This window comes from Metalysinibacillus jejuensis, from assembly GCF_003057615.1.
Lineage (GTDB): Bacteria > Bacillota > Bacilli > Bacillales_A > Planococcaceae > Metalysinibacillus > Metalysinibacillus jejuensis.
The window spans coordinates 67,640-87,407 of sequence record NZ_QAFW01000007.1; the positions used below are offsets into that span (position 1 = coordinate 67,640).

Sequence of the window (19,768 nt, forward strand, 5' to 3'; positions counted from 1 at the left end):
TTTCATGTTAATGTGAATACAATAAAGAGAGACAGCAGGAGGATAAAACATGAAAAAAATTGCGATTTTGACAAGTGGCGGTGACGCACCTGGTATGAACGCAGCTATTCGCGCCGTCGTTCGTAAAGCAAAAGTAGAAGGCATTGAAGTTATGGGCATTTATTACGGCTATGAAGGCTTTATGGAAGGCAATATGACATTGTTAGATGTAGGGGATGTGGGCGGTATCATCCAACGTGGTGGTACAAAACTGTATTCAGCGCGTTGTCCACAATTTAAAGAGGCTTATGCGCAAGATCAAGGTATCGCTAAAATGAAAGAAGCTGGCGTTGATGGCTTGGTTGTTATTGGTGGTGACGGTTCGTACCGCGGAGCGATGGATCTTGTACGCAAAGGTTTTCCTTGCGTAGGTATTCCAGCTACAATTGACAATGATATCCCAGGCACGCAGTATACGATTGGCTTTGATACAGCACTGAATACCGTAATCGAGGCTGTCGATAAAATTCGAGATACCGCAACTTCACATGAGAACTTATTTATTGTAGAAGTAATGGGGCGCGATGCTGGTGATTTGGCATTATACGCAAGTGTAGCAGCAGGTGCAGGTGCTGTAATTATCCCAGAAGTAGACTTTATGATTGAAGATGTCATTGCGCGCATTAAACAAGGTGAGGCGCGCGGTAAAAAGCATAATATTATTATTGTTGCGGAGGGCGTAATGTCAGGCACTGAGCTTGCACGTCAGTTAAAAGAAAATGCAGGCATTACAACGCGTGTATCTGTACTTGGTCATATGCAACGTGGTGGTTCGCCAACAGCGCAAGACCGTGTGTTAGCCGGGCGTTTTGGTTCGTATGCGGTAGATGTATTACTCGCAGGCAAATCAGGTCGTGCTGTAGGCATTCGCAATCACCAGTTAGTCGATTACGATATGACTGAAGCGTTTAAAAACGAACATAAAACAGATTTAACACTCTATACTTTAGCAACAGATTTATCAATTTAATTTGAGGTGGGCAACTTTTATGAGAAAAACAAAAATTGTTTGTACGATTGGTCCAGCGAGTGAATCGCCAGAAATGTTAGAAAAGTTAATTGAGGCAGGGATGAATGTAGCACGCTTAAATTTTTCACACGGTAATCATGAAGAGCATGCGGTACGTATTCATACGATTCGTGAAGTAGCGGACAAATTAGGTAAGCAAGTAGGGATTTTACTTGATACGAAAGGTCCAGAAATCCGTACACACAATATGAAAAATGGTGAAGTACATTTAACAGCAGGGCAAGTTATTGATATTTCTATGGTAGAAGTAGAGGGTAACGAAACGGTCTTTTCTGTAACGTATGATAAATTAATTGAAGATGTTGATACGAATGCGATGATTTTGCTAGATGACGGTTTAATTGAGCTTCGTGTATTAGCGAAAGATAGTGAAAAAGGGCTTATCCATACGATTGTTGAAAATGCAGGCGTATTAAAAAATAAAAAAGGCGTAAATGTACCAGGTGTTTCTGTACAATTGCCAGGTATTACTGAGAAGGATGCAGAAGATATTTTATTCGGTATTGAGCACGAGGTAGATTTCATTGCGGCATCGTTCGTACGACGCGCTAAAGACGTGCTAGAAATTCGTGAGCTACTCGAACAAAATAACGGTAGCAATATTCAAATCATCCCTAAAATCGAAAACCAAGAAGGCGTAGATAATATTGATAGCATTATCCAAGTATCCGATGGTGTGATGGTAGCGCGCGGTGATTTAGGGGTAGAAATTCCGGCTGAAGAAGTACCACTTGTTCAAAAATCATTGATTTTAAAATGTAATCAAGTAGGTAAGCCAGTCATCACAGCTACACAAATGTTAGATTCTATGCAACGCAACCCACGCCCGACGCGTGCTGAAGCGAGTGATGTAGCTAATGCAATTATGGATGGAACGGATGCAATTATGCTATCAGGTGAGACTGCAGCAGGTATGTACCCTGTCGAATCTGTACAGACGATGAATAAAATTGCTTCATATACCGAAAACTCTTTAGATTATAAATCAATCGTCTCTGCACGTAGCCGAGAGCGCGAGCCAAATATGACCGAAGCGATTTCGCAAGCGGTAGCGTATACGTCAATTAATTTAGGCGTTAAAGCAGTATTAGCGCCAACAGAAAGTGGTAATACCGCACGTATGATTGCTAAGTATCGTCCAGGAGTACCGATTGTAGCCGTAACAGGTTCTGTCGATTCAGCGCGTAAATTAACGTTAGTATGTGGTGTTTATCCTATCGTTTGTCAACGTGTATCTACAACTGACGAAATTTTAGAGTTAGCTGTAGATGAAAGTTTAAAACATCACTATGTATCTCATGGAGATGCAGTTGTAATTACAGCAGGCGTACCAGTAGGTGAAGCGGGCACAACTAACTTGATGAAAGTTCATATTATTGGTGACCTTGTAGCACGTGGTCAAGGTATTGGTAAAGCTTCTGTATTTGGCAAAGTAGTTATTGCTAAAAATGCAGATGAGGCGTTAGCGTATGATACAGACGGTGCTATTTTAGTAACGGTAGGTTCAGATCGTGACATGATGCCAGCGCTGGAGAATTGTGTGGGATTAATTACGGAAGAGGGTGGCTTAACAAGCCATGCAGCAGTAGTTGGTTTAAGTTTAGGTATCCCGGTAATTGTCGGGGTAAAAGATGCTACAGAGTTAATGCGTCACGGTCAAGAAATTACAATGGATGCCGAAACAGGTGTCATTTATAAGGGCCATGCAAGTGTACTATAACAAAATGAAAACTCGCCACACTACCGATGTAGTGAGCGAGTTTTTTTTCGAATGTTTGCGTATTATGAGCGTTTTAGTACGAAAAGCAACAATATCAGCGTATAATTAGTAGCAGAGAGGAGCATGTTATGCGTAATTTATTTTTAGCGATTGTCGCATATGGTATTATCGAAATCTCTTTGTATTTAGCGATTGGTAAAGCGATTGGCATATTGCCGACGCTAGCTATTATTGTAGTAACAAGCTTAATAGGTGTGCTAGCTGTTCGTACAGCAGGCATAAGAACCCTAACCAAAATTCAACAGGACATAGCACGAGGTATTATGCCCGGTGTTGCTTTAATCGAAGGTTTGATGTCATTGCTTGGCGGCATATTATTAATTTTACCAGGCGTTGTAACGGATGTTCTAGGGTTGCTTTTACTCTTCCCATTAACGCGTAAACTATGCCGACCACTCATCTTTGCTTGGTTACGTCGCAAAACTAAAAATCGACAAATGATCATCATTCAAAAGTGAATGATCGCTCAATAGTGATGAATTTGCGTAATAAACGAGCAAATTTGTTGACTTTTGTGAAAGTTAAAAGGAATTTTTTGCGGATTTACGCTTACTTAGGGCGAAAAAATCTGCTTGACGTAAAAAAACCGAACGAAAAAACGGATTTTTCTTTATTTAATCCCTTTTCATTCACAAAGATGACAAAATTTATTATAATAGCAATGTAAGCGATTTACTTAACTATTCATTTATGAGCAGATGAATACAGCACAATTACGTGCACAACTTAAATTTATTGTAAAAGGGAGCGATTTTTTATGACAGCAACTAAAGGTTTAGAAGGTATCGTAGCAGCGGAATCTAAAATTAGTTCAATCATCGATGATACACTTACTTACGTAGGGTATAACATCGACGATTTAGCAGAAAACGCGTCATTTGAAGAAGTAATTTACTTATTATGGCATACACGTTTACCAAAAGCGGACGAGCTTGCTGAGTTAAAGCAACAATTAGCGGACAACATGTCAGTAGACAAAGCCGTTATTGACCAGTTCCGTTCATTCCCATTAGATACAGTACATCCAATGGCAGCACTACGTACAGCAGTATCAGCATTAGGTGTATTTGACGCTGAAGCAGACGATATGAGCCCAGAAGCTAACTACCGAAAAGCAATTAAGCTACAAGCTAAAATTGCAACTGTAGTAACAGCTTTCTCTCGTATCCGTAAAGGTTTAGAGCCGGTTGAGCCAAAACCAGAGCTTGGCTATGCAGCTAACTTCTTATACATGCTAAAAGGCGAAGAGCCAAAAGAAATCGAAATCGAAGCATTCGATAAAGCGTTAGTATTACACGCTGACCATGAGCTAAATGCATCAACATTTACAGCACGTGTATGTGTAGCGACATTATCTGACGTATACTCAGGCGTAACAGCAGCAATTGGCGCTCTTAAAGGACCATTACATGGCGGCGCTAACGAACAAGTTATGAAAATGCTATCGGAGATTGGTTCAATTGATAATGTTGAATCTTACATCCAAGGTAAATTAGACAACAAAGAAAAAATTATGGGCTTCGGTCACCGCGTATACCGTAAAGGTGATCCACGTGCACCACATTTACGTAAAATGTCAGAAAAGTTAACGAAATTAACAGGTAAACCAGAACTTTACGATATGTCAGTTAAAATCCACGACATGATTGTTGAGCAAAAGAAATTACCAGCTAACGTTGACTTCTTCTCAGCATCAGTTTATGACTCATTAGGTATTGAGCATGACTTATTTACACCGGTATTTGCTGTTTCACGCACATCAGGCTGGGTTGCGCATATCCTTGAGCAATATGCTAACAACCGCTTAATCCGTCCACGTGCTGAATACGTAGGTCCTGGCATGCAAAAGTACGTTCCAATTGACGAACGCTAATTTTTAACATAAGGTAGTAGTATAAAGTAGGGCTGTGTTGGAATGTTAGCACAGTCCTATGATTATGATATTTAGGAGGAAACAATCACAATGACAAACAAAATTGTAGTTGAAAATGGTGTACTTAACGTACCTAACAATCCAGTAATTCCGTTCATCGAGGGTGACGGTATTGGTCCAGACATTTGGGCAGCAGCTTCACGCGTTATTGACGCAGCAGTAGAAAAAGCTTATAACGGCGAGAAAAAAATCGAGTGGTTAGAAGTTTTAGCTGGTCAAAAAGCATTCGACAAAACTGGTGAGTGGTTACCACAAGATACACTAGACAAAATCAATGAGTACTTAATTGCAATTAAAGGTCCTCTTACTACACCAATCGGTGGCGGTATTCGTTCCCTAAACGTAGCATTACGCCAACAATTAGACTTATACGTATGCCTACGTCCAGTACGTCACTTCGACGGTGTTCCATCACCAGTTAAACGTCCAGAAGACGTTGAAATGGTTATCTTCCGCGAAAACACTGAAGATATCTACGCTGGTATCGAGTACGCTGAAGGTTCTCCAGAAGTGAAAAAAGTAATCGACTTCTTACAAGAAGAAATGGGCGTTAAAAACATCCGTTTCCCAGAAACTTCAGGTATCGGTATTAAGCCAGTATCTAAAGAAGGTACTGAACGTTTAGTACGTTCTGCAATTGACTATGCAATTAAACATAACAAACCTTCTGTAACATTAGTGCATAAAGGTAACATCATGAAATTCACTGAGGGTGGATTTAAACAATGGGGTTATGATTTAGCTGAACGTGAATATGCAGACAAAGTATTCACTTGGGCACAATACGATAAAATTAAAGACGCTGAAGGTGCGGATGCAGCTAACAAAGCACAAGCAGAAGCTGAAGCAGCTGGCAAAATCATCGTAAAAGATTCTATCGCTGATATTTTCTTACAACAAATCTTAACTCGCCCTAAAGAGTTCGACGTAGTTGCTACAATGAACTTAAACGGTGACTATATTTCTGACGCACTAGCTGCACAAGTTGGTGGTATTGGTATCGCTCCAGGTGCTAACATCAACTACGTAACTGGTCATGCGATCTTTGAAGCTACTCACGGTACAGCTCCAAAATACGCAGGTCTTGATAAAGTAAACCCATCTTCAGTATTACTTTCAGGCGTATTAATGCTTGAGCACTTAGGATGGCAAGAAGCAGCTGACTTAGTAACAGCTTCAGTTGAGAAAACAATCTCTTCTAAAGTTGTAACATATGACTTCGCTCGTTTAATGGACGGCGCTAAAGAAGTTAAATGTTCTGAGTTCGCTAACGAATTAATTACAAACCTTTAATTTTTAAAAAAGGGAGAGAGAATTTTATTCTCCTCCCTTTTTTTACATAATACGAAATGGAGATGACGATAATGACTTTACAACGTAAAAAAATCTCAGTTATTGGTAGTGGTTACACAGGTGCAACAGCGGCGTTTTTGGCAGCACAAAAAGAGTTAGGCGATGTTGTAATCGTTGATATTCCTGATGCGGAAAACCCAACAAAAGGTAAAGCTCTAGATATGTGGCAAGCTGCTCCAGTACAAGGGTTTGATTCTTATGTAACAGGTACTGCTGATTATGCACAAACTAAAGATTCAGATGTTGTATTAATCACAGCAGGTGTAGCGCGTAAACCAGGTATGACACGCGATGATCTTGTACAAATTAATCAAAAAGTTATGAAAAGTGTCTCACATGAAATCGCGAAATATTCACCAAATGCTACAGTAATTGTTTTAACAAATCCTGTAGATGCCATGACATATACTGTATATAAAGAAACAGGCTTCCCTAAAAATCGTGTAATTGGTCAATCTGGTGTGCTTGATACAGCTCGTTTCCGTGCGTTTATCGCTGAAGAATTAAATGTTTCTGTAAAAGATATTACGGGCTTTGTATTAGGAGGCCATGGCGACACTATGGTGCCATTAACACGCTATTCATTTGCGGGCGGTATTCCGCTAACTTCTTTAATTTCACCGGAGCGCTTAGAAGAAATTGTTGACCGCACACGCAAGGGCGGTGCAGAAATTGTTAACTTACTTGGCAATGGCTCAGCGTACTATGCACCAGCTGCTGCTATGGTAGAAATGGCAGAAGCTATTTTGAAAGACCAAAAACGCATTTTACCTTCCATTGCTTATTTAGAAGGGGAATATGGCTACGAAGATTTATACTTAGGTGTACCTACGCTACTAGGGGCAAACGGTATAGAGAAAATTTTTGAATTAGCATTAACAGATGAAGAAAAAGCGGCACTGGATGCTTCAGCAGAAGCTGTACGTGCTGTAAAAGATATTTTAGTTTAATTTATAAAATATAGAAATTGCACTACGCGCTAATTTGTCGTAATTTTAACAATTAGCACGTAGTTTTTTTATTGGAAAATAATAAATGTAGCAAATGAAGTATTACTATTCACTTTATTTAAACTTATTTGTACTTTAGGTAAAACATTGTTATTCTTATTGTAAAGATTGTGTCGCTTATTTGAAATGGGGGTTTCAAATAGAGAACGGAGGCAATACGAAATGAAGAAAATTTTAGTAGTTGAAGATGAGTTATCCATTGCAACTTTATTGAAGTACAATTTAGAACAGGCAGGTTTTGCTGTCGAAACCGCAAATGACGGACAAGCAGGTTTTGATAAAGCGTTAGCGATTGAGCCTGATTTAATATTGCTCGACTTAATGTTACCTAAGTTAGACGGTATGGAAATGTGTAAACTATTACGCCAGCAAAAAATGAATACACCAATTATTATGTTGACGGCTAGAGACGATGAGTTTGATAAAGTGCTAGGCCTAGAATTAGGCGCAGATGATTATATGACAAAGCCTTTTAGTCCACGGGAAGTAATCGCGCGTGTAAAGGCTGTCTTGCGTCGTTTTGCACCTACTATTATAGAGCCTAGTGAGCCTAAAGAACGTGTATATGAGTTTGGCGAGCTCAAAGTGTATCCAGAGCGCTTTGAAGTTTTTATGGGTGATAATGCATTGGAGTTTACACCGAAAGAGTTTGAGTTACTTCTTTATTTATTAGAAAACAAAAATCGTGTCTTAACACGAGATCAATTACTAAGCGCTGTATGGAACTATGATTTTGCAGGCGATACACGCATTGTAGATGTGCATATTAGTCATTTGCGCGATAAAATTGAAGAAAATAGCCGTAAACCAATGTTTATTAAAACGATTCGTGGCTTAGGTTACAAGTTTGAGGAGCCGCGTAGCCTATGAAGTCTACGGGTAATCATATTTATGCCACGTTAATGCTGTTTATTGGCATTATGTTAGCTGTCCTCGGTTTAATAATCGGACAGCTTTTTCCTGTTTATATGAAACAATTTAACGAGGAAAATAACCGCTACCACGTTAAAGAAGTAGAGCGTATTACAACGGACTGGGACTTAACTGCAACGCAGCGAGCTCAATTAGCAATTACTGTTAATCCGGAAGATGAAGCGAGCCGTATTGAAAAAGTAGCGAAGCAACATATCGTAGCCGTTTTTATTATTTTAGCTGCGGGCTTTATTTTTATTATATTTATTGCACGTAAAGTAATTACAAAATATACAGAGCCTATAGATGCAGCGATAGCTATGGCGCAACAATTAGCTAAAGGAAATTATAGAGCACGTACTTATGAAGATAAGTACGATGCTAATTTACCGCTAAGCAATAATCTTAATATGCTTGCGCGCAATTTACAGGAACTAACGACTACACGCAAAGTAGAAGAAGAGCGATTAAAAACATTAATTGAAAATATGGGCAGCTCTTTAATGATGATTGACAGAGAAGGTAATATTACAATTGTCAATGGTGTTTTTTTAGCGCGCTTTTCTTTGGCGATAGAAGATGTACAGGACCGTGTATTTCGCACTGTAGGTTTACCACAAACGGTAACGGATTTTATCGATCACGTATTTTTAACAGAAATGCCTTATCGTAAGCAAATTCAAGTGACGTTTGGTACGGAAACACGCCATCATGAAGCATATGGGGCTCCTGTCATTGGTGACCATGGGCGTTGGTTAGGCGTTGTCATTGTACTGCATGATATTACCGATTTAATTCGTTTAGAACAAGTACGTAAAGATTTTGTAGCAAATGTTTCGCATGAGTTGCGCACACCGATTACGTCGATTAAAGGCTTTTCAGAAACATTGCTAGATGGCGCTTATAAAGATGAGGCGATGTCGCTAGCCTTTTTAGAAATTATTCATAAAGAAAGTAACCGACTACAAATGTTAGTACAAGACTTATTAGAGCTTTCTAAAATTGAACAACAAAGCTATACGATCACGTTAATGCCGACAAGTATGCGCGAAATTGTTATGCGAGGGGCAGAGCTTACAGCGCAACGTTTAGAAGATAAAAACATGGCATTTCACGTTGATATTGACCATGATATTATCGTGAATGGCGATGCCAATCGTTTAATGCAAGTCGTTACGAATTTAATTACGAATGCCATTAACTATTCACCAGAAGATACGACCGTAACGATTCGTTTATCTGAAAATGAAACATATGGCATACTTGAGATAGAGGATGAGGGCATTGGTATTGAAGAAAAAGAAATCCCGCGTTTATTTGAACGCTTTTACCGTGTAGATAGAGCGCGCAGTCGTAACTCGGGTGGTACAGGTTTAGGGCTTGCGATTGTTAAACATTTTGTTGAAGCGCATCATGGGAAAATAGCGGTAAAAAGTGAAGTAGGGCAAGGGACGAAGATGATTGTCTATATTCCTAAAGCAACTTAACAAAACATTTACAAAGTAAGGGCGTTAGTTTAACAAATAGGAGCTATAGTAGTAATTGTAGAAACCCCCTACTTGTTAAGCAGACGCAAACTGCTTTGAGTTCATGTGAGCTCACCACTTTGTCTTAATTTCTTTTCTAGCCTTTACTTATGGTAGTAGCCATAGGTAAAGGTCTTTTTTTTGAAACTTTTTAGTGAGATAAAGCGTAAACAAGATAAATGTAAAAGATTTTAGTAGGAGGGGTAAGATGAGTGTTAAACGTGGATTAATGTTAGTGGTACTAACTATGGTTGCCGTACTAGGTTTACTAACAGTAATTACTTCCTGGTACACTGTAGACGAGTCAGAACAAGCAGTAGTCATTACATTCGGTAAGGCGACAGCTACAGTGACAGAATCAGGGCTACATTTTAAAATGCCGTGGCCAATTCAACAAGTTGAAGTATTATCTAAAGAAACATTTAGTTTAAACTTTGGCTATAAAGAAAGTGATTTAAAGAAATTAGAAAAAGCACCTACCGCATTAGAAACAAAAATGATTACCGGGGATGAATATATCGTACTTACAAATTTAGTCGTACAATGGAAAATTACAGACCCTGTAAAATATTTATTTGATTCGGAAAATCCAAAAGAAATTTTGCATAGTGCTACTTCAAGTGCCATCCGTTCAATTATAGGAAGTTCAACAATTGATGCTGCGCTTACTGAAGGCAAGGCTGATATCGAAGCGGATACACGTGATTTACTTGTAAAATTAATGGATCGCTACAATATCGGTATTGGTATTTTAGGCGTCAAGCTGCAAGAGATTGAATTACCGAATGAAGAAGTACGGGCCGCTTTTACAGCAGTGACGGATGCGCGTGAAACAAAATCTACAAAAACAAACGAAGCGAACAAGTATAAAAACCAACGTTCAAGTGAAGCAGAAGGTGAAAAAGATGCAATTATTTCTAAAGCAGAAGGCGCTAAAACGGCACGTATCGAGCAAGCAGAAGGTGACGTGGCCGTATTTAATAAACTATATGCGCAGTATAGAGGTAATCAACAAATTACACGTGAGCGTTTAATTATTGAAACATTAGAAAGTGTATTGCCTAAAGCTAAAATTTATATTATGAATGATGACGGCAATACGATGAAGTATCTTCCTCTTCAAATGATGCAACAGGAGGGTGAGAAAAATGACGAAAAAAAATGATGATGTAAAAAAAGTGTTGGATTTTTTAAAAGGCCAACCGAAAAAAGACGCACCCTCAACGACGGTTCCCATTCCACCAAAAGCGCCTTTTACAGTGAAGCAGTGGGTACCTCTCACTTTAGTGCTAACCGCCTTATTTGCAAGTATTGTTATTGCTTTTACTAATATTTATATCGTAAAAGAAAATGAATATAAAATTGTACGGCAATTTGGTGAAGTCGTAAAGTATGAAAATAAGCCAGGGCTCTATTTTAAAATACCGTTTATTCAAAGTATTACAACGCTTCCTAGCAATCAGCAAATGTATGATAGCTTAGAGGAAGAAATGAATACTAAAGATAAAAAGCGTATTATTATTGATAATTATGCGGTTTGGCGTATTACAGATCCAAAAGCGCTTATTACAAACGCGGGGACAATTGCTAATGTGGAGCGTCGCATGGAGGAGTTTATTTATTCTGTGGTGCGTAACGACGTAGGGCAGCTTGATTACGGTGAAATTATTAGTGATGATGAGTCGTCACGCGGGGGCATTAATGACCGTGTTACTAAAAAGGTCAATGAATTACTAGCGCAAGATAACTATGGTATTGAAGTTGTAGACGTACGTATTCGTCGCACAGATTTACCGAAAGAAAATGAACAATCCATCTATACGCGTATGATTTCAGAGCGACAATCGACGGCACAGCGTTATTTATCAGAAGGTGACGCAGCGAAGCGTCGAATTGAAGCGCAAACAGATCGTGAAGTACAAGAGCTATTAGCGAAGGCAAATAAAGAAGCGGCGCTTATTATTGCGCAAGGGGAAGAAGAAGCAGCTAAAATTTACAATGAAGCTTTTTCTAAAGATCCCGCGTTTTATTCTTTATATCGTACGCTTGAATCGTATAAGAAAACAGTAGGTGAAGATACGATGATTATTTTACCGGCCGATTCACCGTATGCTAAAATGTTGACAGGTCAAATAAAATAACAAACGCAGTCTCTTTTCTTTTCGCCATGTGGACATGGTAAAATAGAAAAGAGACTTTTTACTATATAAAAGGACGTGGCCCTTACATGACAAAAGAAAAAATCGTATTAATTGATGGAAACAGCTTAGCTTATCGTGCATTTTTTGCACTTCCACAGTTAACGAATGATCAAGGCGTTTTTACCAATGCAACTTACGGCTTTACGATGATGTTAGAACGCATCGTTACTGATATTAAACCGACAAAAATGCTAGTCGCTTTTGATGCGGGTAAAACAACGTTTCGACACGAGGCGTATGAAGCGTATAAAGGTGGTCGAGATAAAACACCTTCTGAGCTCAGTGAACAATTTCCATACATTCGAAAACTAATTGACGCTTACCAAATTGCACAGTATGAGCTTCCTAATTATGAAGCTGATGATATTATTGGTACACTTGCGCGCCAAGCAGAGGCGCATGGTGATGAAGTCATTATTATTTCAGGCGATAAGGATTTAACGCAGCTTGCGAGCGAGCATATTACAGTACAAATTACGCGGAAAGGTATTACAGATATTGATGCATATACACCTGCCTTCATTGAAGAAAAATACGGGCTAACGCCTTTGCAGATTATTGATATGAAAGGATTGATGGGTGATAAATCTGATAATATCCCTGGTGTGCCAGGCATTGGCGAAAAAACAGCGATTAAATTATTGAAAGAGTATGGTTCTGTCGAAAACCTTTATGAACATATAGATGACATGAAGCCATCTAAAATGAAAGAGAAATTGATTGATAATCGTGAACAAGCCTTTATGAGTAAAGAGCTAGCTACTATTTTAGTAGAAGCACCGATTACAATTACTCTTGATGATTTAGCCTACGAGGGCGAGGATAGCGAAGCAGTAACAGCCATTTATGATGAGTTACAATTTAAAACATTGTTAGCGAAGCGTGATACAACGACTACAGTAGTAGAGGCTGAGGCGCTAGATGTGCAATGTGTAGATGAAGTTACAACGCAGATGCTCACATCACCAATGGCACTTCATGTAGAGTTAGAAAATGAACGCTATCATAACTGTGCCATTTTAGGGCTAGGTTTGAGTGATGGGGAAAATAGCTACTATATTCCGTTTGAGGTAGCTCAAAAAAGTACATTATTAGCGGATTGGCTAGCCGGTGATAGCGTAAAGTATGTGAGTGATAGTAAAGCAGCCCGCGCAGCACTCTTGCGCTTTGATTTACCACTTAACCATGTGGCATTTGATTTATTATTAGCCGCTTATATTGATGACCCTGCGCGTTCAGGTGTAGATGTAGCACCATTAGCTGAAGATTACGGTTATTACGGTGTGCAAACGACAGAGGCTATTTATGGTAAGGGGGCAAAATGGCAAGTGCCTGAGCAGTCAGTACTTGCACAGCATGTTGGGCGTATTGCCCATGCTATTTATAGTGTACAGCCTAAAGTCGAAGCGGCATTAAAGGATAAGGAGCAGTTTACGCTTTACAATGAGCTAGAGTTACCATTAGCAGCGATTTTAAGCGCGATGGAAAGTGAAGGAATTATGGTAAATGCTACTACGCTTGAACAAATGGGAGAGCAACTTACGACTAAGCTTCATGCATTAGAACAAGAAATTTATCAACTTGCAGGTAGTGAATTTAATATTAATTCTCCTAAACAGCTCGGCGTCATTTTATTCGAAAAGCTCGGATTACCGCCCGTTAAAAAAACGAAAACAGGATACTCTACTGCAGCAGATGTATTAGAGAAATTACGACCGCAACATGAAATTATTGATTATATTTTACAATATCGCCAATTAGGCAAGTTGCAGTCCACGTATATCGAAGGGTTATTAAAAGAAATTGGCGAAGATCATAAAGTGCATACGAGATTCCAACAAGCGCTCACAGCTACTGGTCGCTTAAGTTCAACAGACCCTAACCTTCAAAACATTCCGATTCGTTTAGAAGAAGGACGCAAAATTCGTCAGGCTTTCGTTGCTTCTGAAAAGGACTGGGTATTATTTGCAGCCGACTACTCGCAAATTGAGTTACGCGTGCTTGCGCATATGTCAGGTGACGAAAATTTAGTAAGTGCCTTTAAAGAAGGTATGGATATTCATACGCGTACTGCGATGGATGTTTTTCATGTAGGGCGTGATGCGGTAGATGGCAATATGCGCCGTGCAGCAAAAGCGGTTAATTTTGGTATTGTGTATGGTATTAGCGATTATGGCTTATCACAAAACTTAGATATCCCGCGTAAGGAAGCTAAAAATTTTATTGATAAATATTTCGAAGTTTTCCCAGGTGTAAAGCAATATATGGAAGACAGTGTAGCGATTGCTAAAAAAGATGGCTATGTATCAACGTTGTTAAATCGTCGCCGTTATTTGCCTGACTTAGCAAGCAGCAATTTTAATGTGCGTAGCTTTGCGGAGCGTACTGCTATGAATACACCGATTCAAGGAAGTGCGGCAGATATTATTAAAAAAGCGATGATTGATATGAACGCTCGCTTACAACAAGAAGGGCTACGTACACGTCTGTTACTTCAAGTGCATGACGAACTTATTTTTGAAGCACCGCAAGATGAGATTGAGCGTTTAACGAAGATTGTGCCAGAAGTAATGGAAAATACCGTACAGTTGAATGTCCCACTTAAAGTAGATTATTCTTACGGTAAAACATGGTACGACGCCAAGTAAGGAGGTGCGGACATGCCAGAACTACCTGAAGTAGAAGGGGTTGTAAGAGAATTACGCCCTATCATTGAAGGAAAAACAATACAAAGTGTCGCAGTATCAGAAATAGTAAAAACCTCACATGAAGCGGGAAAGCAAAGCATTATAAAAGGAAGTCAGCCAAGTTACTTTGCTGAGCAATTAATCGGTATGACGATTACACGAGTAGAGCGCCGTGCAAAATATATTTTTCTTCATTTAATGAAGAAAGGCGAACCTTACGTAGTTATTAATCATTTAGGTATGACGGGTGCTTGGTTTACGGTCCGTACAATGAGCGACATTCGTGAGCCGAAATTTCGTAAGCATGCGCATGTTGCTATTACATTTACGGATGAGACCATGCTAATTTATGCTGATATTCGACGTTTTGGCGAATGTCGACTTGTACGAGAAATTAGTGATCATCCGCCTTTATTAAAAATGGCACCAGAGCCATTTGATAATGAAGCATATTCTTTCTTTTTAGCTAAAAGTCGGTTGCCTAAATATGCCAAGAAGCCCATTAAAGAAGTTATTATGGATGGTCATGTTATTTCAGGCTGCGGCAATATTTATGCGACAGAAGCTTTATTTAGCGAACGTATTCGACCTACGCGTACGACAAGTGAAGTAAGTGAAGCGAAGAAACAGGCGTTGTTCACAGCGATTGTCGATGTGTTACAACAAAGCATAGCGCGCGGAGGGTCTTCGATTTCCGATTATCGGAACATTAACGGCGAGGCTGGCGGTATGCAAGATTATTTACAAATGTACGGCAAAAAGGTTTGCCCACTTTGTGGTGAGCCAACGTTGCAGGCGACCATTGCAGGTCGTACTTCTACGTATTGCGGTAGATGTCAACATTAACAAAGGGGAACGGAAGTATGATTATAGGATTAACAGGCAGCATTGCCAGTGGTAAGAGTACAGTAGCAAAAATGATGCGTGGTTATGAGCTACCTATCGTTGATGCTGATCAAGTAGCACGTGATGTAGTAGAGCCAGGCTCACCAACACTCGCTAAAATTGTAGCGGCATTTGGTGAGGCGGCATTATGTGAAGATGGTACGATGAATCGGGAGTATGTAGGGCAATTGATTTTCCATGAGCCAGCTAAACGTAATGTATTAAATGATATTATTCATCCAGCGATACGTACAGAGATGCTACGCCAACGTGATGAGTATGTCACAAATGGTCATCAGCATGTCGTAATGGATATCCCGTTATTATTTGAGAGTAAACTACAGCATTATGTCGAAAAAATCATCGTAGTATCGGTCAATGAGGATGTCCAATTAGCGCGCTTAATGGCACGTAATGGATTAAGTGAAGCGGACGCACTTGCGCGTATTCGCTCGCAATTGCCGATGTCTGTTAAAGAAGCGGGTGCAAATGCTGTTATTTATAATAATGGCAGTGAGGAACAAGCGGCTGTACAGCTAGCGCGTATTTTAACGGAGTGGCATATCATTTAATTATGTCTGAAAAAGTAATCTGAAAAAAATAACTATTGTTTTGTTACGTTAATAGGTTTCACAAATTTTAAAATGTGCTATACTAATCAACGTATAAAGAAAACACAATTATAATTGCATTTACAGGAGGATTTTTCCAATGACAGTTTCTATTGCTATTAATGGTTTTGGTCGTATCGGGCGTATGGTTTTCCGTCAAGCGATGACACAAGGTTTAAATATTGTTGCGGTAAACGCAAGCTACCCAGCTGAAACATTAGCACACTTAATCAAATACGATACAAATCACGGTCCATTCGAAGGTACAGTTGAAGCGGGCGACAATGCATTAATCGTAAACGGTAAAGAAGTTAAATTAATTAGCGAACGTGACCCAGCAAAATTACCTTGGGCAGCAATGGGCGTTGAAGTTGTAATTGAAGCAACTGGTAAATTCAACGAACGTTCTGGCGCGGCAAAACACATTGAAGCAGGTGCGAAAAAAGTAATTTTAACAGCACCAGGTACAAACGAAGATATTACAGTAGTACTTGGCGTTAACGATGAGTTACTCGACCTTTCTAAACACGAAGTAATTTCTAACGCTTCTTGCACAACAAACTGCCTAGCTCCAGTAGCTAAAGTATTAAATGATACATTTGGTATTAACAACGGTTTAATGACGACTGTACATGCGTACACAAATGATCAAAATAACTTAGATAACCCACATAAAGATTTACGTCGTGCGCGTAACTGTGCGTCATCTATTATTCCAACATCTACAGGTGCTGCTAAAGCATTAACATTAGTATTACCAGAGCTTAAAGGTAAACTACACGGTATGGCATTACGTGTGCCAACACCAAATGTTTCTTTAGTAGACTTAGTAGTAGATGTAAACAAAGATGTTACAGCTGAAGAAGTAAACGACGCGTTCCGTAAAGCGGCTGAAGGTCCAATGAAAGGCATCCTTAACTTCACAATGGAGCCACTTGTTTCTTCTGACTTCAACACAACAACATTCTCATCAACAGTTGATGGCTTAACAACAATGGTAATTGGTGACCGTAAAGTTAAAGTACTTGCTTGGTACGATAATGAGTGGGGTTACTCAGCACGCGTTGTTGATTTAACAGCACGCGTAGCTAAAGAGCTTGAAGCAGTAAATGCATAAGTAAAAAAGAGAAGCCAACTATAGGCTTCTCTTTTTGTGTATTAGCGTTTATTCATTAAATCTTCGATGGGATTTTGCCATGTAATCGTTGCGTGGGGATAATTTGTGTGAATGACCTGTGTTAAGTAAAGAAAATCTTCACGCGTAAATCCTTGAAGTCGCGCAATATCAGGTGTACTTACTAAAATGGACACTACTTCAAAAGCTTGATCGGTAGTACCTAAATATTTTTCACCTTCAAAAAGTGCGCCATGATACGTAATGAGAAAGTTTTTACGCACATTTTTTACGTCATCATAAAAGTAAAATTGGCCCTTTTGTTGCGCCTCATCAAGCTTTCGTTTAGGGTCTAGTAGGTAACGTACACCGCGATAAAAAATATAAATGATTAGGGCAATAATGAGTAAACGAATGAGTAAAGCCATAGTCGATATTCCCCCTTGTACAAAGGCTATTCTTTCATTTACGATTAGTAACATAAAAGGTTTCAAAATAAGGAGAGTTTAAATGAATTTACAAAAGTTATTTGAGATGCAAGCAGCACTGGATGCATTTATTGAAAAAACACAAAATATTACGCAAGATGTTTTTTATGAGAAAGGCTTAGCATTACTCGTTGAATTAGGCGAACTTGCGAATGAAACACGCTGTTTTAAATTTTGGAGTACTAAAGGTCCTTCAGCACGTGAAGTAATTTTAGAGGAGTTTGTGGACTCGATTCACTTTATGCTATCGCTCGGCCTAATGCGTGATTTGCAATTTGAAGAGTGGCAGATGGTAGAAGATAAAGCTGATTTAACGCAGATTTTTATTGATACTCAAGTCGCAATTACGCAGTTTATTCAACAACCTAACGAAATGAGCTATCATAATATTTGGTCAAACTACGCAAGACTAGCTTATAATTTAACCTTTAGCGCACAAGAAATAATCGATGCTTATATCGAAAAAAACGAAGAAAATTACGCAAGACAGCGTAGTGGTTACTAAATCGTGAATTTTCACGCTATTTGATATATAATAGGAAAGTAGTTTAAATTTGGAGGGTACAACATGACAAAACTAGATGAAACATTACAAATGTTTAAAGAGTTAACAGATGCAAACGGTATTGCAGGTAATGAACGTGCACCGCGTGAAGTAATGAAAAAGTATTTAGCACCAGTAGCAGACGAGATTGAAACAGACGGTCTCGGTAGCCTTATCGCGAAAAAAGTAGGCGACGAAAATGGGCCTAAAATTATGGTAGCAGGCCACCTTGATGAAGTTGGTTTTATGGTAACACGCATTGACGACAAAGGCTTTGTGAAATTCCAAACAGTTGGTGGTTGGTGGAGCCAAGTAATGCTAGCGCAACGTGTTACTATCACAACGCGTAAAGGTAAGGAAATTATCGGTGTAATCGGTTCAAAGCCACCGCATATTTTACCAGCAGCAGAGCGTAATAAAGTCGTAGATATTAAAGATATGTTTATTGACGTAGGTGTAGCTTCTAAAGAAGAAGCAGAGCAAGCAGGTATCGCACCTGGCGATATGATTACACCGTACTTCGAATTTAATATTATGCAAAATGATAAATATTTATTAGCAAAAGCGTGGGATAACCGCATTGGTTGTGCGATTGCCATCGATGTAATGCGCGCATTTGAAAACGAATCACACCCAAATATTATTTATAGTGTAGGTAATGTGCAAGAAGAAGTAGGCTTACGTGGAGCAAAAACAGCAACGCATAAAATCAATCCTGATATCGGTTTTGCGGTTGATGTCGGTGTTGCAGGTGATACGCCAGGTGTATCTGCAAAAGACTCAACGAGTGAAATTGGTAAAGGACCACAAATCATTGTGTATGATGCTTCATTAGTATCACATAAAGGTTTACGTGATTTTGTGGTAGACACAGCAGAAGAACTTAACATCCCATTCCAATATGATGCGATGTCAGGTGGCGGTACAGATGCGGGCTCTATTCATATTACACAAAACGGTGTACCTGCAATGGCTATTACGGTAGCAACACGCTATATTCATTCGCATGCAAGCATTTTACACCGCGATGATTATGACAATGCCGTAAAATTAGTAGTGGAAGTAATTAAGCGTTTAGATCGTGATAAAGTGAATGAGATTACGTTTAACTAGGACGTGTCTAAAAACTCTACCTTATTGCGTCAATTTGAAAATCGCAGCGATATAAACGAATGCCAAAAAAGAAGTGGCTAATTTGTCGTAACGGGTTGCCACTCGGCGAAAGTGTTTGATTTTATTGAAAAAGCATTCGACTACGTGACGCTCTTTGTAGAGATACCAATCGACAGACCACGGTTCTTTGGCGTTCGTACGTGGTGGAATCGTATAATGTGCGCCTTTACTTGTCAGTTTGTCGCGAATCGCCTTTGTACCGTACGCTTTATCACCTAATACGTTACTGCCCGCGATTGGAAGTTGGTCGAACATGTCACAAGCAGGTTGACTATCATGCACGTTTCCAGCTGTTAGTTGAAATAACAATGGGTTGCCTAACGCATCCACAATGGCATGGATTTTCGTTGTTTTTCCGCCACGACTTACACCGATGTGTTGGGCAACTTCGGTATCGATGGCGTTTTTTTTGCCCCCGCACTATGTTGGTGAGCGCGAACGCTTGTTGAATCGATGCTTACGTTTTCAAAATCAGGTTCGAT

18 protein-coding genes are annotated in these 19,768 nt (G+C 39.4%); 16 read left to right on the forward strand and 2 right to left on the reverse strand.

All coding sequences use genetic code 11. The features are described from left to right. Positions 1-49: 49 nt before the first annotated feature. The 14 genes from pfkA (at position 50) to DDE80_RS04245 (ending at position 17,084) form a co-directional block, all read left to right on the forward strand. Positions 50-1,009 (forward strand): 6-phosphofructokinase, encoded by a 960-nt coding sequence (gene pfkA, locus DDE80_RS04180; RefSeq protein WP_108306432.1) that lies wholly within the window; start codon positions 50-52, stop codon positions 1,007-1,009. A gap of 19 nt (positions 1,010-1,028) precedes the next feature. Beyond that, entirely contained in the window at positions 1,029-2,789 is a 1,761-nt protein-coding gene (gene pyk, locus DDE80_RS04185) for a pyruvate kinase (protein WP_108306433.1), read from the forward strand. Between the two features lie 128 nt (positions 2,790-2,917). Continuing rightward, positions 2,918-3,307, forward strand: a complete 390-nt coding sequence (locus tag DDE80_RS04190; RefSeq protein ID WP_108306434.1) for an FxsA family protein — start codon at positions 2,918-2,920, stop codon at positions 3,305-3,307. Between the two features lie 299 nt (positions 3,308-3,606). After that, positions 3,607-4,722 carry a citrate synthase gene (gene citZ, locus DDE80_RS04195; protein WP_108306435.1) on the forward strand — a complete coding sequence of 372 codons (1,116 nt, stop codon included), beginning with the start codon at positions 3,607-3,609 and terminating at the stop codon, positions 4,720-4,722. 90 nt (positions 4,723-4,812) lie between these two features. Continuing rightward, complete coding sequence (icd, locus tag DDE80_RS04200) at positions 4,813-6,075, forward strand: NADP-dependent isocitrate dehydrogenase (protein WP_108306436.1); 1,263 nt, start codon at positions 4,813-4,815, stop codon at positions 6,073-6,075. Positions 6,076-6,146: 71 nt separating this feature from the next. After that, a complete protein-coding gene (gene mdh / locus DDE80_RS04205; RefSeq protein ID WP_108306437.1) occupies positions 6,147-7,085 on the forward strand; it encodes a malate dehydrogenase in 939 nt (312 codons plus the stop codon). Positions 7,086-7,307: 222 nt separating this feature from the next. Further along, complete coding sequence (locus DDE80_RS04210) at positions 7,308-8,015, forward strand: response regulator transcription factor (protein ID WP_108306438.1); 708 nt, start codon at positions 7,308-7,310, stop codon at positions 8,013-8,015. Continuing rightward, the gene (gene pnpS / locus DDE80_RS04215) at positions 8,012-9,544 is read left to right on the forward strand and encodes a two-component system histidine kinase PnpS (protein ID WP_108306439.1); all 1,533 of its coding nucleotides are present in this window, start codon (positions 8,012-8,014) and stop codon (positions 9,542-9,544) included. The genes DDE80_RS04210 and pnpS overlap by 4 nt, the downstream gene beginning before the upstream one ends. Positions 9,545-9,791: 247 nt before the next feature. Continuing rightward, positions 9,792-10,748 (forward strand): FtsH protease activity modulator HflK, encoded by a 957-nt coding sequence (gene hflK, locus DDE80_RS04220; RefSeq protein WP_108306440.1) that lies wholly within the window; start codon positions 9,792-9,794, stop codon positions 10,746-10,748. Continuing rightward, positions 10,732-11,724, forward strand: coding sequence for a protease modulator HflC (hflC, locus tag DDE80_RS04225; RefSeq protein ID WP_108306441.1), 993 nt, complete (start codon positions 10,732-10,734; stop codon positions 11,722-11,724). The genes hflK and hflC overlap by 17 nt, the downstream gene beginning before the upstream one ends. Positions 11,725-11,810: 86 nt before the next feature. Next, positions 11,811-14,432, forward strand: coding sequence for a DNA polymerase I (polA, locus tag DDE80_RS04230; protein WP_108306442.1), 2,622 nt, complete (start codon positions 11,811-11,813; stop codon positions 14,430-14,432). 12 nt (positions 14,433-14,444) lie between these two features. Then, positions 14,445-15,317: a bifunctional DNA-formamidopyrimidine glycosylase/DNA-(apurinic or apyrimidinic site) lyase gene (gene mutM / locus DDE80_RS04235; RefSeq protein WP_108306443.1), complete on the forward strand. Its 873-nt coding sequence runs from the start codon at positions 14,445-14,447 to the stop codon at positions 15,315-15,317. Between the two features lie 17 nt (positions 15,318-15,334). After that, positions 15,335-15,928: a dephospho-CoA kinase gene (gene coaE / locus DDE80_RS04240; RefSeq protein WP_108306444.1), complete on the forward strand. Its 594-nt coding sequence runs from the start codon at positions 15,335-15,337 to the stop codon at positions 15,926-15,928. 139 nt (positions 15,929-16,067) lie between these two features. Beyond that, complete coding sequence (locus DDE80_RS04245; protein WP_108306445.1) at positions 16,068-17,084, forward strand: glyceraldehyde-3-phosphate dehydrogenase; 1,017 nt, start codon at positions 16,068-16,070, stop codon at positions 17,082-17,084. Between the two features lie 41 nt (positions 17,085-17,125). Here DDE80_RS04245 and DDE80_RS04250 read toward each other — a convergent pair whose 3' ends face one another. Further along, on the reverse strand, positions 17,126-17,509 hold the full coding sequence (locus DDE80_RS04250) for a sigma-w pathway protein ysdB (protein WP_108306446.1): 384 nt from the start codon (positions 17,507-17,509) through the stop codon (positions 17,126-17,128). Between the two features lie 82 nt (positions 17,510-17,591). On the opposite strand from DDE80_RS04250, the gene DDE80_RS04255 reads away from it, so the two are divergent. Together DDE80_RS04255 and DDE80_RS04260 are read left to right on the forward strand one after the other, a co-directional pair. Beyond that, positions 17,592-18,074, forward strand: coding sequence for a dUTP diphosphatase (locus DDE80_RS04255; protein WP_108306447.1), 483 nt, complete (start codon positions 17,592-17,594; stop codon positions 18,072-18,074). A 63-nt stretch (positions 18,075-18,137) separates the two neighbouring features. Continuing rightward, entirely contained in the window at positions 18,138-19,226 is a 1,089-nt protein-coding gene (locus DDE80_RS04260) for a M42 family metallopeptidase (RefSeq protein ID WP_108306448.1), read from the forward strand. Positions 19,227-19,247: 21 nt separating this feature from the next. On the opposite strand, the gene DDE80_RS04265 is transcribed toward DDE80_RS04260, so the two are convergent. Beyond that, complete coding sequence (locus DDE80_RS04265; RefSeq protein ID WP_108306449.1) at positions 19,248-19,685, reverse strand: IS5 family transposase; 438 nt, start codon at positions 19,683-19,685, stop codon at positions 19,248-19,250. Positions 19,686-19,768 lie beyond the last annotated feature (83 nt).

Coding starts and splice junctions, on each gene's coding strand:
- DDE80_RS04250 (WP_108306446.1), bottom strand. CDS start 17,509: ATGGCTTTACTCATTCGTTTACTCATTATTGCCCTAATCATTTATATT.
- citZ (WP_108306435.1), top strand. CDS start 3,607: ATGACAGCAACTAAAGGTTTAGAAGGTATCGTAGCAGCGGAATCTAAA.
- DDE80_RS04260 (WP_108306448.1), top strand. CDS start 18,138: ATGACAAAACTAGATGAAACATTACAAATGTTTAAAGAGTTAACAGAT.
- mutM (WP_108306443.1), top strand. CDS start 14,445: ATGCCAGAACTACCTGAAGTAGAAGGGGTTGTAAGAGAATTACGCCCT.
- hflC (WP_108306441.1), top strand. CDS start 10,732: ATGACGAAAAAAAATGATGATGTAAAAAAAGTGTTGGATTTTTTAAAA.
- DDE80_RS04190 (WP_108306434.1), top strand. CDS start 2,918: ATGCGTAATTTATTTTTAGCGATTGTCGCATATGGTATTATCGAAATC.
- coaE (WP_108306444.1), top strand. CDS start 15,335: ATGATTATAGGATTAACAGGCAGCATTGCCAGTGGTAAGAGTACAGTA.
- mdh (WP_108306437.1), top strand. CDS start 6,147: ATGACTTTACAACGTAAAAAAATCTCAGTTATTGGTAGTGGTTACACA.
- pfkA (WP_108306432.1), top strand. CDS start 50: ATGAAAAAAATTGCGATTTTGACAAGTGGCGGTGACGCACCTGGTATG.
- DDE80_RS04245 (WP_108306445.1), top strand. CDS start 16,068: ATGACAGTTTCTATTGCTATTAATGGTTTTGGTCGTATCGGGCGTATG.
- icd (WP_108306436.1), top strand. CDS start 4,813: ATGACAAACAAAATTGTAGTTGAAAATGGTGTACTTAACGTACCTAAC.
- pyk (WP_108306433.1), top strand. CDS start 1,029: ATGAGAAAAACAAAAATTGTTTGTACGATTGGTCCAGCGAGTGAATCG.
- pnpS (WP_108306439.1), top strand. CDS start 8,012: ATGAAGTCTACGGGTAATCATATTTATGCCACGTTAATGCTGTTTATT.
- DDE80_RS04255 (WP_108306447.1), top strand. CDS start 17,592: ATGAATTTACAAAAGTTATTTGAGATGCAAGCAGCACTGGATGCATTT.
- DDE80_RS04210 (WP_108306438.1), top strand. CDS start 7,308: ATGAAGAAAATTTTAGTAGTTGAAGATGAGTTATCCATTGCAACTTTA.
- hflK (WP_108306440.1), top strand. CDS start 9,792: ATGAGTGTTAAACGTGGATTAATGTTAGTGGTACTAACTATGGTTGCC.
- polA (WP_108306442.1), top strand. CDS start 11,811: ATGACAAAAGAAAAAATCGTATTAATTGATGGAAACAGCTTAGCTTAT.